This is a genomic window from Paenibacillus sp. FSL W8-0919 (genome assembly GCF_038003785.1).
Lineage (GTDB): Bacteria > Bacillota > Bacilli > Paenibacillales > Paenibacillaceae > Paenibacillus_AQ > Paenibacillus_AQ lactis.
Genome location: NZ_JBBOPV010000001.1, coordinates 6,204,373 through 6,220,370, shown reverse-complemented (window position 1 = coordinate 6,220,370; position 15,998 = coordinate 6,204,373). Strand labels below are relative to the sequence as shown.

At 56.0% G+C, this 15,998-nt stretch carries 11 protein-coding genes; all 11 read left to right on the top strand.

Going from position 1 to position 15,998, the window contains the following annotated elements; genetic code table 11:
* Nucleotides 1-660 carry a precorrin-2 dehydrogenase/sirohydrochlorin ferrochelatase family protein gene (locus NST44_RS28220; protein ID WP_340901205.1) on the top strand — a complete coding sequence of 220 codons (660 nt, stop codon included), beginning with the start codon at nt 1-3 and terminating at the stop codon, nt 658-660.
* Nucleotides 661-662: 2 nt separating this feature from the next.
* Nucleotides 663-1,616: a hydroxymethylbilane synthase gene (gene hemC / locus NST44_RS28215; protein WP_340901204.1), complete on the top strand. Its 954-nt coding sequence runs from the start codon at nt 663-665 to the stop codon at nt 1,614-1,616.
* 4 nt (nt 1,617-1,620) lie between these two features.
* The gene (gene cobA / locus NST44_RS28210) at nt 1,621-3,177 is read left to right on the top strand and encodes a uroporphyrinogen-III C-methyltransferase (RefSeq protein WP_340901203.1); all 1,557 of its coding nucleotides are present in this window, start codon (nt 1,621-1,623) and stop codon (nt 3,175-3,177) included.
* Between the two features lie 125 nt (nt 3,178-3,302).
* Complete coding sequence (hemB, locus tag NST44_RS28205) at nt 3,303-4,298, top strand: porphobilinogen synthase (RefSeq protein WP_340901201.1); 996 nt, start codon at nt 3,303-3,305, stop codon at nt 4,296-4,298.
* A gap of 38 nt (nt 4,299-4,336) precedes the next feature.
* Entirely contained in the window at nt 4,337-5,632 is a 1,296-nt protein-coding gene (gene hemL / locus NST44_RS28200; protein ID WP_340901199.1) for a glutamate-1-semialdehyde 2,1-aminomutase, read from the top strand.
* A complete protein-coding gene (locus NST44_RS28195) occupies nt 5,629-6,534 on the top strand; it encodes an RluA family pseudouridine synthase (protein ID WP_340901196.1) in 906 nt (301 codons plus the stop codon). Before hemL ends, NST44_RS28195 begins: the two co-directional genes overlap by 4 nt.
* A gap of 244 nt (nt 6,535-6,778) precedes the next feature.
* Nucleotides 6,779-8,167: a LysM peptidoglycan-binding domain-containing protein gene (locus tag NST44_RS28190; RefSeq protein ID WP_340901194.1), complete on the top strand. Its 1,389-nt coding sequence runs from the start codon at nt 6,779-6,781 to the stop codon at nt 8,165-8,167.
* Between the two features lie 623 nt (nt 8,168-8,790).
* Entirely contained in the window at nt 8,791-11,460 is a 2,670-nt protein-coding gene (locus tag NST44_RS28185; RefSeq protein ID WP_007130734.1) for a valine--tRNA ligase, read from the top strand.
* A 7-nt stretch (nt 11,461-11,467) separates the two neighbouring features.
* Nucleotides 11,468-12,871 (top strand): bifunctional folylpolyglutamate synthase/dihydrofolate synthase, encoded by a 1,404-nt coding sequence (locus tag NST44_RS28180; RefSeq protein ID WP_007130733.1) that lies wholly within the window; start codon nt 11,468-11,470, stop codon nt 12,869-12,871.
* A gap of 6 nt (nt 12,872-12,877) precedes the next feature.
* Nucleotides 12,878-14,251 (top strand): UDP-N-acetylmuramate--L-alanine ligase, encoded by a 1,374-nt coding sequence (murC, locus tag NST44_RS28175; protein WP_028406582.1) that lies wholly within the window; start codon nt 12,878-12,880, stop codon nt 14,249-14,251.
* 206 nt (nt 14,252-14,457) lie between these two features.
* Nucleotides 14,458-15,885: an SPOR domain-containing protein gene (locus NST44_RS28170; protein WP_340901192.1), complete on the top strand. Its 1,428-nt coding sequence runs from the start codon at nt 14,458-14,460 to the stop codon at nt 15,883-15,885.
* Nucleotides 15,886-15,998 lie beyond the last annotated feature (113 nt).

Below are 15,998 nucleotides of genomic sequence, written 5' to 3'. Positions count from 1 at the left end.
ATGATGAATGATTCTAAGTATGTGCCCGTGATGCTGAAATGCGATGGGCGTTTATGCTTGCTGGTCGGCGGCGGTGCCGTGGCTGAACGGAAGGCCGCGGCGCTTCTGGATGCCGGAGCAAGCGTACATATTGTAAGCCCCGAATTAAAGAGCGGCCTGCTTCGCAGGCTGGCAGATGAAGGAGCCGTGCAATGGACCAGCAGGGTCTATGAGCCGGGGGACCTGCAAGGAGCTTTCCTGGTTTACGCCGCAACGGACGATGATACGCTGAATAAAACGATCGCACTGGAGGCCGACCGGTTTGGAATATGGGTGAACGTGGCCAGCGACGGAGAGGCGGGCTCGTTCATCAGTCCGGCGGTCATGCGCCGGGGAAGATTAACCTTAGCGGTAGCTACGTCCGGGGCAGGGCCCGCCGCGGCCGTGCGAATTCGGCAGCAGCTCGAAGAGCAGTTCGGCCAGGAATACGAGGAATATCTCGATATATTATACAGCATGCGCTCGGCGATTAAGGCACAAGCGGCATCCGCTGAGGCGCGCAAACGGCTGTTGGACCGATTATACCGATTGGATATTCTCGGCGATATTCGCCGCGAAGGTTATGCGTCCTGGAATACGGATAAAATCAAGCTATGGATTGAGAACAATCAGGAGGAATGAATATGCGCACGATCGTGGTTGGCAGCAGGCAGAGTGCTCTTGCACTTACACAAACAGGACAAGTTATCGATGATTTGAAGCGGTTAGCGAAGGAACATGGATTAGAGTACGAGTTTACCGTCAAGAAAATCGTCACGAAAGGCGATCGCATTGTCGATGTCACCCTGTCCAAAGTTGGCGGGAAAGGACTGTTCGTAAAGGAAATCGAGCAAGCCATGCTGGACGGGGAAATCGATATGGCGGTGCACAGCATGAAGGATATGCCGTCCGTTCTTCCGGAAGGCCTGGTGTCCGGTGCCGTTCCTAAGCGGAAGGATCCCCGCGACTGCCTCATTTCCATGGAAGGCTCGACATTGGATGATCTTCCGCAAGGGGCGAAGGTGGGGACAAGCAGTCTGCGCCGCTCCAGCCAGCTGAAGGCGTACCGGCCGGATCTGAAGATTGACTGGATCCGCGGCAATATCGACTCCCGGATCCGGAAGCTGGAGAGCGGGGAATTCCAGGCTATTATTCTCGCAACGGCAGGTCTTCAGCGGATGGGCTGGGAGAATCGGATCACGTCCTATCTGCCAATCGATATCAGCTTGCCGGCCGTGGGACAAGGCGCGCTCGGAATCGAATGCCGCGAGAACGATGCGGAGCTTCTGCATCTGCTATCCCTCTACAACGATGAGGTGACAGCACGGACCGTATCGGCAGAACGCAGGTTCCTGAGCGAGCTGAACGGGGGCTGCCAAGTACCGATCGGAGCGTATGCTGTCATCAAGGAGGATTCAGGAGATTCCCGCGGAGCTCAAAACATTATACAATTAACAGGTATGGTAGGTTCTCCGGACGGCGAAATCATCCTTAAAGAAACCGCCGAGGGAACCGATCCTGAATCGCTCGGAATCGAAGTGGCCGAGAAGCTGAAGGCTAAGGGAGCAGAGAAGATTCTGGCACAAGTTAGGGGATGAGGGGATGGCAGGTAAGGTTTATCTCGTAGGAGCGGGTCCTGGCGACGCGCGCCTGATTACAATTAAAGGCAAGGAATGTATAGAGAAAGCCGATGCCATTGTATATGACCGGCTTGCGAGCCCAAGGCTGCTTAAGTGGGCAAAGCCGGGCGTTGAGAAGGTGTACGTCGGCAAGCTGCCCGACCGGCATACGATGAAGCAGGAGGAGATCAACCAGCTGCTCGTTGATTTGGCGCTGGAAGGCAAGGTGGTCGTTCGTTTGAAAGGCGGCGACCCGACCATATTCGGGAGGGTCGGGGAGGAAGCGGAGCTGCTTAGGCAAAACGGCATTTCATATGAGATCGTGCCGGGAATCACGTCGGCGATCAGCGTGCCGGCCTACGCGGGCATACCGGTCACCCATCGCGAGCATGCCTCTTCCTTGTCCATCGTGACCGGTCATGAGAGTCCGGAGAAGCTCGATCGAATGATTCAATGGGATAAAGTGACCAACGCAACCGGGACGTTGATCTTCATGATGGGAGTGGCCAAGATCGGCTACATCAGCCGTCAATTGATCAAGCATGGCCGGTCTCCGGCAACCCCCGTAGCTCTGGTAAGATGGGGAACCCGCGCCGAGCAGGATACGCTGACCGGCACGCTGGCCGACATTGAGGAGAAGGTCCAAGCGGCCGACTTCCAGCCGCCTGCCGTTATTGTCGTTGGGGATGTCGTCCTGCAGCGGGAGCGGCTGAAGTGGGCCGAGAAGCTGCCCTTATTTGGCAAGCGAATTCTCGTAACGAGAACCCGGAGCCAGGCCAGCTCGCTTGTATCGAAAATCGAGGACCTTGGCGGAGAACCCTATGAATTTCCCGTCATCGAAACGATCGCGCCGACATCGGATGAGGCTGTTGCCGGCCTGCGGTCCGCGCTGGACAAGCTTCCGATCTATGATTGGGTCTTCTTCACGAGCACCAACGGGGTGGAATTCTTCTTCCGTCATTTAAAAGAATACGGGCGGGACATCCGCTCGCTAGCCGGTGCACGGATCGTTGCAGTCGGCCCGGCTACGGCCGAAGCGCTTCGCGATTACGGCATAGCGCCTGAGGTGCTGAAGGAGCGGTTTCAGGCTGAAGGCTTGATCGATGCCTATGGCCCCGAGCTTGCTGCCGGCCAGAACGTGCTGCTTCCCCGAGGGAATCTGGGCCGTTCATGGCTGCCAGAGAAGCTGACCGAAATGGGGCTGTCCGTTACGGAAGCAACCATGTACGAGAACGTATTGTGCGGGGAGGATGACGAGGAGCTGATGAAGCTGTTTGCCGAAGGCGGAATTCATGCCGTTACGTTTACGAGCTCCTCAACCGTTACGAACCTGCTGAAGGTGCTTGAGCGGATGGGGGCCGAGAACCCTGTTGAGCTGCTGAAAGGCTCAGCCATCGCTTGCATCGGTCCCCTCACGGCCCAAACCGCGGCCGAGGCCGGACTGGACGTTACGATGATGGCGGAGGAGGCAACCATCGACAGTCTGGTGGAGGCTCTCTGCAGCTGGAATCAGCAGGAAGACGATCCTCGCACGCGATAGGGCTATCATTCATTCGTTTAATTTCCATATATCGCTTGTAATCTCCTAAAATTGCGAGTTCAAAAAGTCGGGTTTTCAAAGACGACTTTTTGAACAACCTCTAAAAAAGAAAGGTTGTCACAGCTATGAGTTTTCCAATCGTACGCCACCGCCGGCTGCGTCAAAATGCCGGCATCCGCAGCATGGTCCGCGAGACCGTGCTGCATCCCGAGGATTTGGTGCAGCCGATCTTCGTTACCTACGGCAGCGGCGTGAAAACCGAAATTTCGTCGATGCCTGGCGTCTTTCATTTTTCGCTCGATACGTTGAAGGACGAAGTGGATGAGATCGTGCAGCTGGGCATTCCGGCTGTGCTGCTGTTCGGGATACCGGAGACGAAGGACAGTATCGGCACCTCGGGGTTTGCCGACGACGGAATCGTTCAGGAAGCGACCCGGCTTATTAAATCGTGGTATCCGGATCTTCTCGTCATTGCGGATACCTGCCTGTGCGAATTTACGGATCACGGGCACTGCGGCATGGTCCATACGTATGAGCGTGACGGCCATGTGTGCGGCGACGTCCTGAACGACGAATCCCTGGAGCTGCTCGTCCGTACCGCCGTATCCCAAGCCAAGGCGGGCGCGGATATTATCGCGCCGTCCAACATGATGGACGGTTTCGTACAGGCTATCCGTTCGGGTCTTGACGATGCCGGTTTCCAGAACGTGCCGATCATGTCGTATTCGGTTAAATATGCGTCGGCGTTCTACGGCCCGTTCCGGGAGGCGGCCGACTCCGCGCCGCAGTTCGGGGACAGGAAAACGTACCAGATGGACCCGGCGAACGTGAGGGAAGCGCTGCGCGAGGCGGAATCCGACGTGCTGGAAGGTGCGGACATGCTGATGGTGAAGCCGGCGATGGCCTATCTTGACGTTGTAAGATTGCTGCGAGATCAGTTCGACTTGCCGATCGTGGCTTACAATGTCAGCGGGGAATATTCGATGATCAAAGCCGCCGCCCAGCAAGGCTGGATCAGTGAGAAGGCGATCGTTATGGAGCTGCTGACCGGAATGAAACGCGCCGGCGCCGATATTATCATTACGTATTTCTCCAAGGATGCGGCACGCTGGATGCGCTAACCCGTAACGATACGATTATACAGTTAGGAGTTGCTAATATGAGCCAAGGTTTGAGAAAAGAAGAATTGTCGCGCTCTGCCTTTGAAGAAGCCAAGAAGTATATTCCCGGCGGTGTTAACAGCCCTGTCCGCGCGTTCAAGTCGGTGGGACTGACGCCGATCTATATCGAGCGCGGGGAAGGAAGCCGCGTTTATGATATCGATGGCAACAGCTTTATCGATTATGTCGGATCCTGGGGCCCGCTGATTATGGGACATGCGCATCCGGAAGTGGTCGAAGCTCTCCAAGAGACTGCGAAGAAAGGGACCAGCTTCGGTGCTCCGACGCTTCTGGAGACGGAGATGGCCAAGCTGGTCTGTGAGCGCGTGCCGTCCATCGAAGTGGTGCGCATGGTGAACTCCGGCACGGAAGCGACGATGAGCGCGATCCGTCTTGCCAGAGGCGTTACCGGCCGCAGTAAGATCATCAAATTCGAAGGCTCCTATCACGGTCATGCGGACAGCCTTCTTATCAAAGCCGGTTCAGGTATCGCCACGCTCGGCCTGCCTGACAGCCCGGGCGTTCCGGAAAGCGTAGCTTCCAATACCATTGCGGTGCCGTATAATGATTTGGAATCCGTTCAGCTTGCCTTTGAACGGTTCGGCGAAGAGATTGCCGCCGTCATTGTAGAGCCGGTTGCCGGCAATATGGGCGTCGTGCCACCGCAGGAAGATTTCCTTGCGGGCCTCCGCAAGGTGACGGCCGATTATGGCAGCCTGCTTATTTTCGACGAAGTCATGACCGGATTCCGTGTCGGCCTGAACTGTGCGCAGGGTCGTTATGGCGTTACGCCGGATTTGACCTGCCTCGGCAAAGTGATCGGCGGCGGCCTGCCGGTTGGCGCTTATGGCGGCAAGCGGGAGCTGATGGAGCAAATTGCACCGGCGGGTCCGATCTATCAGGCGGGAACGCTCAGCGGAAATCCGCTGGCGATGGCGGCAGGCTATACGACGCTGAAGCTGCTCACGCCTGCGGTCTATGATCAGCTGGAGGAGCGCGGTGCGCGCCTGCAGGCCGGCTTTGAACGCAATGCAAAGGAATTCGGCATTCCGCTCACGATTAACCGGATCGGCTCCATGGTCTGCCCGTTCTTTACCGATGTGCCGGTCGTTAACTTCGACACCGCCAAAACAAGCGATTTGGCGCGGTTCAACCGTTATTTTGCCGCAATGGTGCAGGAGGGCGTCAGCGTGCCACCGTCCCAGTTCGAGGGCATGTTCATATCCGCGGCGCACACGACGGAGGATATCGACGCAACGATCGAGGCGAACTATAACGCCTTCAAGAGCTTATGAGCTATCAGGGAAGCTGGGTCCGGCGGGGCGAATGGCTTGAAATGACGCCGGGCAAAGCACTGACCGGACAAGCGGACCGGGAGGAAGCCGCCGGCCGGTGGCTGCTGGATACCGTGGGGATGCCCGAGAAGCTGTATCGCAAGCTCCGTCAGGAACAGGGAATACGATGGAGAGGGGACCGGCTGTCGCTGGTCCTTTTTCCTTACCGGGAATATGGGATCGAGCCGAGGTGGCATGAGCTTGACGTGCTGTACGAGGATGAATTTTGCCTCGTCGTGAACAAGCCTGCGGGGATGTCCGTTCATCCCGCAGACCCTGCCAGCCGGGAGATCACGCTCAATCACGCGGTTGCGGCTTATTATGAAACGGCTGGAATCCGCGCGGCCGTCCGGCATATCCACAGGCTGGATAAGGATACGACGGGGCCGGTATTGTACGCCAAGAATGAATACGCCCAGCTCAAGCTGGATGAAGCGATGCGGAAGAAGGAGATCGTCCGCATCTATGCCGCCATCGTTCAAGGCCGGGTAGGGGATGACTTGAAAACCATCGCCCTGCCGATCGGGAAGGATCGCCATCATTCGGGCCGCCGCCGGGTTTCGCTTACCGGACAGCCGGCCATTACCCATATTATTTCATCGGAGATCTACCCGGGCACGAGCTTGCTGCATGTAAGCCTTGAAACCGGGCGGACGCATCAAATCCGGGTTCACTTGAGCCATATGGGGCATCCGCTGCTCGGGGATACGATGTACGGGGGCCGCGCCATCGGCCTTGGCAGACAGGCGCTTCACGGGGAAAGACTGCATTTTTCCCATCCCTTCACCGGCGAAGAGCTGGAGATCCATGCGCCGTGGCCGGAGGATTTAACAGCGCTTCGGAGACAATTCGCGCACGAGTGAATCGAGCATGAAGGCATGTATACAAAGCTGTTGCTCTAGCGGCCAAGCAGCCCTGTCGACAACCCTTCAGGGCGCTGCAGATAAGGCTGCCTGCCGGTCGGATCCAGCACCAAGATTCAGCCCCAATCCGTAAAAAAGTCATGCACTCCTTTTTCCCGCATATAAATAAGTTGAGTGGCAAAAAAATGGCTCATGCCGTGAACGACAGATCACGGATAGTATATGCCGAAAGGAGGACATTCCCGTGTTTGACCAGTCCTACGGATTGCGGTTTGATATTTATGAGCGTATTAATTTGGCGGAAGAGCTGCCGGGAATCGAAGAATTAGAGGAAGCGGAACTGATCCCGCATATTCAAGTCATCAGTCAGCAGGATCAGGCTACGCTCCGGGGGCATCTGCTTCTGGCGGGCGTGTATAAAGGCGATACCGAGACCGGAGAATCGGAGCCGCTGGAGCACTGGATTCCGGTCGAAATCACCGTCCCGATGAACCGGGTATCGTCGCTGGATGACATTGCAGTCGAGATCGAAAACTTCGATATTGATCTGTTATCGAGGCGTAGTCTTAACATCACCGGCGTTCTGTCGCTCAGAGGCATTCAGGCAGCGGCCCCGGGAGTCCGGGATCAGGCTTGGGCGAATGAGGAATTCACGGTGGTACATGCTCCCGAGCCGTCCGGCACGCAAACGGCTGGAGAACCGGCGGCAGAGGCGGGGTACGAGCCGTTCCAAGCCAATGAGGAGCCTTCCGGGAGCAATGATGCTGCTGCCTCGCATCCAAGCGAAACAGCGCCTTTTGTCAACTTCCGGGCCAGCATCCAGGAGCAGGAGGAGCGGACGCAGCAGTATTTGGCATCATGGGCCCAGTACGAGAATCAAATCCGCCGCGAAGAAGAGCCGGCTTCGGACACCCGCATGGCGGCAGCAGCTGATGATGCCGATGCGCGTGATACGGTAGAATACGCCTTACATAATGATCCGGAGCCTGCCGCCCAGGAAGCGGAGCCTTCGGTTCCAAGTGTATGGCAATTTGAACGCAAGGCGGAGCCAGAGCCTGCTCCTGAAGCGCAAGCAGAGGAAGTGGCATCGGCGTTTCCGGGCGTAGTCGACCGCAAGGGGGACGGCGTGGAGGCTGTGCCGGACCTGCAAGCTGTTGATGCAGGGGTTCAGGAAACGTACGAAGCGCCGGAGCCTGCTGACAGCGCGGCAGAGGAGGCGGAAGTTGTCCTGAAGGCCGAGGAGCCGTCCGATCCGGGCAAGCCGGAGCTGAAGGTCGCATTTTCGACGAAGGGCAGCGATGCTGCAGCTTCTTCAGGCGTAGGATTTTCTTCACTGCTGCATTCCAGCCGGCTTGTGCAGGACCAGGAGATTGCCGCCCTGGATGAGGAAGAGAAGGCCGAGGAATTGGCGGAGCCCGCCTCAACCGAGGATGTCGAATGGAAGAGCTTGTTCCTGGGCAACCGTAGGGAGGAAACGCCGTTCCGGAAGGTGCGGATGTGCATCGTTCAGCGGGAAGAGACGCTGGATATTATTGCGGAGAGGTATCAGCTTTCGCCGCGCGAGCTCTTGCTGTACAATCGGATGTCCGAGCAGAATGTGGAGGAAGGGCAAGTCCTTTACATTCCTCAGTAAATCTGCAAAAACCCGATCGCAGGACAAAGCCTGCGCTGCATCAGAGCGTTCCCTTGCATGGCATTTGCAAGGGAACGCTCTTTTTTTATTTCGGCCATTTCCGAGCGCAAGCAGGTATGGAGCAGCAAAATGCCGGAAATACTCGATATATTGACTATATTGCACAACCGCGTTATATTTGAATAGAATATGTACAGGTATTTCTAAAGTGAACAACGTTGAACGGGAAGAGTAGGAAGATATGGCCTTCAGAGAGCGGAATTGCTGTAATAGGCGCTGTGAAATTCCGCAGGAACCAGCTTGCCCAATGTCGCCCGGGAGTTGCGTGCTTGAACCGGAGCATCCATGATGCTAAGCCGGTCAGAGCCCGCCGGCTGCAGCCGTTATCTGCGTAAAGTGTCGCGCTTCAAGCTCTTCAATGATACAGCACGGTAAGGAACGGAGTTCCTGACGGCTGCTAAGCGCGAAACAAAGGTGGTACCGCGAGAGAACAGTCTTTCGTCCTTTGAGGACGAAGGGCTTTTTTTGTTTTCACGCCGCCGATGTGATATTAACGCCCTGCTTGGGCGGCTAAAACATTTTGGGATGGCAAAACTGATTAACAGTGACGGAGGTACGAAAATATGGAAGAAAAGCAAACGCAATCTCAGACGCAAATGCCGACGACGTATGACCCGAAGGCTGCGGAGCAAAAATGGTACCCTTATTGGAAGGAAGGCGGCTATTTCGAAGCGGGCAAGCGTCCGGACGCGAAGCCCTATACGATCGTAATCCCGCCTCCGAACGTGACGGGAATGCTTCATATCGGCCATGCTCTTGATTTCACGCTGCAAGATATCCTGATCCGCTTCAAACGCATGCAGGGCTACGATGCGTTGTGGCTCCCCGGCTCCGACCATGCGGGAATTGCTACGCAGGCGAAGGTAGAGCAGAAGCTCCGTGAGGAAGGCGTTACCCGCTACGATCTCGGCCGCGAGAAATTCCTCGAGAAGGTATGGGAGTGGAAGGAGCTGTACGCCGGCACCATTCGCGATCAATGGTCGAAGATCGGTCTGTCCCTCGATTACTCCAGGGAACGCTTTACGATGGACGAAGGGCTGTCGGACGCGGTTCGCCAGGTGTTCGTCAAGCTTTATGAAAAAGGGCTGATTTACCGCGGCAAGCGGATCATCAATTGGGACCCGGCTGCCCGGACCGCTCTGTCCGATATTGAAGTAGAATATAAAGAAGTGAACGGGCATCTGTATCATCTGGAATATCCGCTCAAAGACGGCAGCGGCTCCATCACGGTCGCGACGACCCGTCCGGAGACGATGCTCGGCGATACGGCTGTCGCCGTTCATCCGGAGGATGAGCGCTATAAGGATATGATTGGCAAAACTTTGGTTCTGCCGATCGTGGGGCGTGAAATTCCGGTCATTGCCGATGAGTATGTGGAGAAGGAATTCGGCAGCGGCGCCGTGAAAATTACGCCGGCACATGATCCGAACGATTTTGAGATGGGACTGCGGCATAATTTGCCTCAAATTACGGTGATGGACGAGTCGGGAACGATGAACGAGTTTGCCGGCCGGTATGAAGGTCTGGACCGCAGTGAATGCCGTAAGCAAATCGTCAATGATCTCAAGGAGTCCGGCGTTCTTATCCGGATCGAAGACCATGTTCACCAGGTTGGACACAGCGAGCGAAGCGGTGCGGTGGTAGAGCCTTATTTGTCAACGCAATGGTTTGTTAAAATGCAGCCGCTTGCCGAAGCGGCAATCGAGGCACAGAAGTCCGGCAATGGGGTAAACTTCGTTCCTGAACGGTTCGAGCGCACCTATCTGCACTGGATGGAGAACGTCCGCGACTGGTGCATTTCCCGGCAATTGTGGTGGGGGCATCGGATTCCGGCCTGGTATTCCGAATCCACCGGCGAAGTCGTTGTCGCAATGAACGAGGAAGAAGCGCGCGCGAAGCTCGGCAAGGATGATCTGAGACAGGATGAGGACGTGCTGGATACGTGGTTCAGCTCGGCATTATGGCCGTTCTCGACGATGGGATGGCCGAACGAGGACAGCGAGGACCTGAAGCGCTACTATCCGACCAGCGTACTCGTAACCGGATATGACATCATTCCGTTCTGGGTATCGCGGATGATTTTCCAAGGGCTTGAATTTACGGGGCAAATGCCGTTTAAGGATACGTTGATCCACGGCTTGGTTCGTGACAGCGAAGGCCGCAAAATGTCGAAATCGCTGGGCAACGGCATCGATCCGCTTGAGGTCATCGAGAAGTACGGCGCAGATGCGATGCGTTACATGATTTCGACAGGCAGCACACCGGGGCAGGATCTGCGGTTCCGCTGGGAGCGCGTCGAGCAGGCACGGAACTTCGCCAACAAAATTTGGAACGCATCCCGCTTTGCGCTCATGAATCTGGAGGGCTTCACCGCCGCCGATATTGATATTTCCGGGGAGCTCGGCACCGCCGATCGCTGGATTCTGCATCGACTCAACGAAACTTCCCGCGATATTACGCGTCTAATTGATGCCTACGAATTTGGCGAAACCGGTCGACTGCTCTACAATTTCATCTGGGATGATCTGTGCGATTGGTATATTGAATTTGCGAAGCTGTCCCTCTATGGCGAGGATCAGGCAGCCAAGAAAAAGACGCAATCGGTGCTTGCTTACGTGCTGGATCGCACGATGCGCCTGATTCATCCGTTCATGCCGTTCATCTCGGAGGAAATCTGGCAGCATCTGCCGCATGAGGGCGAGACCGTGATGCTGGCTTCCTGGCCGGTCTATGATCCGGCGTTCGAGAATCCGGAGTCGGTTGCGGAAATGAACCTGCTGATGGATGTCATTCGTGCGGTCCGCAACATCCGGGCCGAAGTGAATGTGCCGATGAGCAAAAAGGTCGAGCTCCTGCTCAAGCCGGTGAACGAGCAGATCGCGGGCATTATCGACCGCAACGCCGATTATATCCGCCGATTCTGCAATACGTCGGAATACCAGTCCTCGCTCGGGCTGGCAACGCCGGAGAAGGCCATGACTGCGGTTGTTACCGGTGTTGAATTATTCCTGCCGCTGGCGGGATTGATCGATATTGCGCAGGAGATCGCCCGTCTGGAGAAGGAGATTCAGCATCTGAACAGCGAGGTCGAACGGGTGGAGAAGAAGCTGAACAACCCCGGCTTCGTATCCAAGGCGCCTGAAAAAGTCATTGAAGAAGAACGCGCGAAGCTGGCAGATTATTCGGATAAACGCAGCAAGGTCATCGCGCGTATTGAAGAATTGAGAGGCTAAACAGCTTATGAATCTGGACCAGAAGGTGAAATCGATGGGGGATCATTCGGGAGCTGCCGTTGCAGCTCCATTCCAAACGTATGAGGAAGCGGTAGATTGGATCAACGGGTTAGTGGCATTCGGGATTCGTCCGGGCATGGAACGGATCCAGCAGCTGATGCAGCGGCTTGGTCATCCCGAGCGCCGCTTGAAATTTATCCATGTGGCCGGGACGAACGGCAAGGGGTCGACCTGTGCGTTTCTGACGAAGACGCTGCTCCAAGGCGGATTCTCCGTCGGAACGTATACGTCCCCTTATATCACGAAGTTTACAAACCGGTTCCAATATAACGGCGAAGACATTCCCGAGGAGACGCTGCTTGCGCTTGCTAACCGCTTGCAGCCGCTCGTTGAGGAAATCGCGCAATCAGGCCTTGGTTCACCGACCATGTTCGAGGTGTCTACGGCACTGGCCATCCTGTATTACGCCGAGGTGAGCTATCCCGACGTCGTGGTATGGGAGACCGGGCTGGGCGGCCGCCTCGATGTGACCAACATCGTGCATCCGATCGTATCGGTGATCACGAATATCGGGATGGATCACACCGACGTTCTGGGGGACACCATTGAGGAGATCGCAAGGGAAAAGGCCGGCATTATTAAGCCCGGCGTGCCGGTGGTAAGCACCGTCACGCAGCCGGAGGCCATAGCGATTCTGAAGGAGACGGTGGAGCGGAACCGGACGACGCTGTATCTGGCCGGTGAGCAATTCACCTATGAACCCCTTCGCAGCGATGAAGAAGGCCAGACTTTCCATTTCCAAGGACCGTTCCGGAGCATGGATATCAATATATCCATGCAGGGAGAGCATCAATGCGCGAATGCCGCGCTGTCGATGATGACTTTGGAAGTCCTTCGCCAGTACATGGCTTTTATCGTGGAGGATGATGATCTGCGCCAAGGCTTTAAGGAGACATTCTGGGCGGGAAGACTGGAGCTTGTGCAGAGCTCGCCGCGGATCGTTCTCGACGGGGCGCATAATCCGGAAGGGGCGGAGGCCCTGGCCAAAAGCCTGCCGCAGATCTATAAATACCGGAAGCTGAACTTGATGATGGGAATGCTGGCGAATAAGCATCATGATTCGTATTTGCAGCATATACTGCCAATAGTGGATACGCTTATCCTGACCGAACCGGATTTCCGGAAGAAATTGGACGCCAAGGCGTTAGGGGACATCGTAGAGCAGGTGAGGGAGCAATATGCGAAACGTACACTGCAAATCATCATAGAACCAAATTGGAAAAACGCACTTGAAGAGTTGAAGTCACGGACGGAAGCGGAGGATCTTGGGGTGGTGTCGGGCACGTTGTACCTGATTGCCGACGTGCGTTCCAGCCTCCTGGGCCTTTCCGATTCTGAAAAAGGTTGGTGATATCTGTTGAATACATCAGAACATGTTCATTTCATCGGAATTGGCGGCTATGGGATGAGCGCCATTGCACGAGTTATGCTGGAGATGGGTTATAAAGTCACGGGTTCTGACGTGGCATCTCAGGAATTGACAGAAAAGCTGGCGGCCAAAGGCGCCAAAATATATATCGGACATACGGCGGAGCAGGTGAAGGGAGCAGATCTCGTCGTCTACTCGACCGCATTGTCCAAGGATAATGTGGAGCGAGTCGAGGCGGAGAAGCTCAATATTCCTGTTCTTCACCGCGCCCAGATGCTGGCCCGCCTGCTGAATGAACGCAAGGGTGTGGCCGTTGCGGGGGCGCACGGCAAAACGACCACTTCATCGATGATCGCCCTCGTCATGGAAGAGTGCGGAGCGGATCCGACATTCATCATCGGCGGCGAAATCATGAACGTCGGCACGAATGCCAAAGCCGGCGAAGGCGAGCATGTCGTAGCGGAAGCGGATGAGAGCGACGGCTCATTCCTGCAATATCATCCATGGCTTGGCGTCGTGCTCAATATCGAAGCCGATCATCTTGAAAATTACGATGGCGACTTCAATCGTCTGAAAGCGGCCTATGTGCAGTTCCTCAGCCAGATCAAAGAGGACGGCACGGCGGTCGTATGTGCGGACGACGCGAATATCCAGGCCATTCTACCGGAGCTGCGCTGCAACGTGACGACGTACGGCATTCATTCGGATGCCGATTATACGGCGACCCAGCTTGTGCTGGGCGATCGTCATGTCAGCTTCAAGATGCTTCACCGTGGACAGGAGCTGGGAACGGTCGAATTGTCCGTGCCCGGCAAGCATAATGTTTATAATGCGATGGCAACGGTTATCAGCTGCCTGAAAGCCGGCATTTCATTCGAAGCGATCGCAAGAGCGATCGTGAAGTTCAACGGGGCGAAGCGCCGGTTCCAGGTGCTCGGGGAATCGAACGGCATCCTGGTGATCGACGATTACGCTCATCATCCGACGGAGATTGAAGCGACCATCAGCGCCGCCAAAGCGACGGGCAAGCGAATTATTGCCGTCTTCCAGCCGCAGCGGTATTCAAGAACCTTCTTCCTCCTGGATGCGTTCAGCCGAGCCTTCGGTGACGCGGATGAGGTGATCATTACGGACATTTATTCCCCGGCCGGCGAGAAGCAAATCGAGGGCATCAGCTCGGCAAAGCTGGTCGAATTGATCGTGCAGAACAGCAATCCGGGCGCGCGCTATTTGCCGACGAAGGAAGATGTCCTGAGCGACTTGAAGGACCGGGTCAAGGACGGAGACCTTGTCCTCACGATGGGGGCCGGCGACATCTGGAAGGTTGGAGCGGCACTCGCGGAATCCATAAAAGGCAAGTAAGATTACGATTAAACCATGCCGTCAGGCGCGAGCTTATGCACTTCAGAGCATAGCTCACCGGATCCTGACGCGTCAGGGCCCGTTTTCCTTTGTTCGGACACGAACACGGTGAAACGGGCCCTTATTTGTTCTTTTCTCAGCCGCACATAACTTGCCAAGCCCTATCATATAGCTAGGTATAGAGAGGACAAGTGAGGTGTGTGAATATGAACAAAGCGCGGATGACCATCCGTTTTGACCATGACCCTCCCAAACCGAATCATCGGAACGGCAGGGGCATGCAGGAAGAGCCCGGCACGAATGAACTGGGGGTTTCAAACTGGAATACGCCCAGCGATTGGGATTTCGAGAGGCTGGGGATGGAGGATGATGGAGCACCCGAAAGCTGGAATTCAAACGGCTTCATCGACCATTCGGCTTCATCGGCCGTTCCCAAACCAGAGCATCTGCGCGTTGTTCATCCCGAGGCAAAGACGGATCAGCCGGATGCGTTGGATGATCGGAGGCTGCGCAGCAGCCGGGACTCCTCGCGAAGAGGACGGCTGGCCGAGGAGAGAAGGCGGCTTCAGGCTGCCAATGAGCAATTGGCAGGCAATGGCAATCCGGAGCACCCGGATCCATATCAGGATCTTCCTGAGGTATGGGATGGCGGCGCGATTGACTCCCACTCCCGTACGGGAAAATTCTCAGCAGTACCTCCGCAGCAAGATTCATGGGAAAGCGGACAACAGGACGGGGTTTTCTATGAGGGAACACAGGGAGATGATTACAGCTATTACCGGACGAAGCGGCCGACGTCCTTCTGGAAGATGGCGGCTGCGGTCAGTGCAGCGGTCATCACCGGGTTAATGTTCGGGTACATGGTTCTGACGATGTTTAACGGCGGCGACGGCAGCAGTAACAATGGGGATATATCGGTGCCAGGGACGGGCAGTGAGACGGTGATTGAAAACGAAGCGGGAACGGGTGAAAGCACGGAGACACCGGCACCTTCCGGACAACAGCCTGCCACGGCCGTGCAAATTCCGGGATCGACCTTCTATATGCTGCAGTACGGTGTTTTCAGCACGCCCGAGCGCGTGGAGCAGGCGAAGAGCGAGCTGCTGGCGGCAGGAATCGCGGCCGGAGGGGATCCGAATGAGGAAAATCGGGTCTATGCAGGCATATCGCCGGATCGGGAACAGGCCAAGCTGCTGAGCAATCAGCTCAAGGCCGAAGGGGTCGAGCTGTACGTGCGGGAAATTTCCTTGCCGCAGGCCGAGCCCCGGGTGTATTCCGGTGAAGCGAAGACGCTTACGGACTATTTTACGGTCAGCGGCCAGCTGGTCTCCGAGCTGAGCGCGCTGTCTGCTTCTCTATTGGGCCAACAGGAGGGGGGAGGGCCGGCAGCCGCGGAAGCGATGAAGAGCGTGACAAACCTCCATCAGCAGTGGATCCAATCGGTCAAGCAGCTGTCTGAAGGACTGGGACCGGAGTCTCTGGCCGTGCTCCCAATGATGGAACAATCCATGAATGGATCGGTTATGGCGCTCTCCGAATATATCAAAAATCAATCCAAGGGGCATTTGTGGGAGATTCAAACAGGCATGATGAACTATATCATGGGCCAGAAGAAGCTCCTGGACGGCCTATAATTTCAAATCATCGTAAAATCCGGCAAGGAATTGGAAATAGTTCCCCCTGCCGGATTTCTGTTTGTATTGCTTATCGATTCACCGTATAATAATTAGGGTGTCAAAAAATGGCG

Coding starts and splice junctions, on each gene's coding strand:
- NST44_RS28180 (WP_007130733.1), top strand. CDS start 11,468: ATGAATCTGGACCAGAAGGTGAAATCGATGGGGGATCATTCGGGAGCT.
- NST44_RS28220 (WP_340901205.1), top strand. CDS start 1: ATGATGAATGATTCTAAGTATGTGCCCGTGATGCTGAAATGCGATGGG.
- NST44_RS28195 (WP_340901196.1), top strand. CDS start 5,629: ATGAGCTATCAGGGAAGCTGGGTCCGGCGGGGCGAATGGCTTGAAATG.
- hemL (WP_340901199.1), top strand. CDS start 4,337: ATGAGCCAAGGTTTGAGAAAAGAAGAATTGTCGCGCTCTGCCTTTGAA.
- hemC (WP_340901204.1), top strand. CDS start 663: ATGCGCACGATCGTGGTTGGCAGCAGGCAGAGTGCTCTTGCACTTACA.
- NST44_RS28185 (WP_007130734.1), top strand. CDS start 8,791: ATGGAAGAAAAGCAAACGCAATCTCAGACGCAAATGCCGACGACGTAT.
- cobA (WP_340901203.1), top strand. CDS start 1,621: ATGGCAGGTAAGGTTTATCTCGTAGGAGCGGGTCCTGGCGACGCGCGC.
- NST44_RS28170 (WP_340901192.1), top strand. CDS start 14,458: ATGAACAAAGCGCGGATGACCATCCGTTTTGACCATGACCCTCCCAAA.
- hemB (WP_340901201.1), top strand. CDS start 3,303: ATGAGTTTTCCAATCGTACGCCACCGCCGGCTGCGTCAAAATGCCGGC.